The organism is Pseudomonas sp. 43(2021), from assembly GCF_017490805.1.
Classification (GTDB): domain Bacteria; phylum Pseudomonadota; class Gammaproteobacteria; order Pseudomonadales; family Pseudomonadaceae; genus Aquipseudomonas.
Window position 1 is genome coordinate 1 of record NZ_JAFGYJ010000441.1, and the last position, 466, is coordinate 466.

At 57.3% G+C, this 466-nt stretch carries 1 protein-coding gene; it reads left to right on the forward strand.

Features of this window, described 5'->3' with window-relative positions; translation table 11 throughout:
• Positions 1 to 80: 80 nt before the first annotated feature.
• Positions 81 to 466 (forward strand): hypothetical protein (locus J5M71_RS28060; RefSeq protein ID WP_207838853.1); only part of this gene is annotated, 386 nt, incomplete at its 3' end.

Sequence of the window (466 nt, forward strand, 5' to 3'; positions counted from 1 at the left end):
ATATACATATGTATGGCCTGAGCACTTTTGTCGGCAAATAGAGTGAGCGCTCATCTCTACGCGACAAAAGGCTGGACGACATGGCGGATCAACAAGGGACTGTAGAAGAAAAACCACCGATAGCCGCTGCGTCTACGGGGTCGGTGCAGGAGATCCTGCTGCGCATCACGCGCTGGCAGGTGATGATCGACCAGCGCTTGAACAGCCAGATGACGTTGCTCGAGGCGCTGGAGCATTTCGCATTGACTGAACTGCGCAGGCATTACCCGGACGGTCATTTCGCCCCGGGCTTTGTGGTTGCCCTGCTTGACGCCATTTTGCAAAAGCTTATCGACGGCCGGCCAGTCATGTTCCTGGCGCTCCAGGACGCGCCATTTCGCTGGCCTGGGGGCGCCGATCCCGGTTTGCCGTCCAGCCGTCATGAGCATGTGATCCGGACGGTGGATAGCGTTTCGTTGCATTTTCT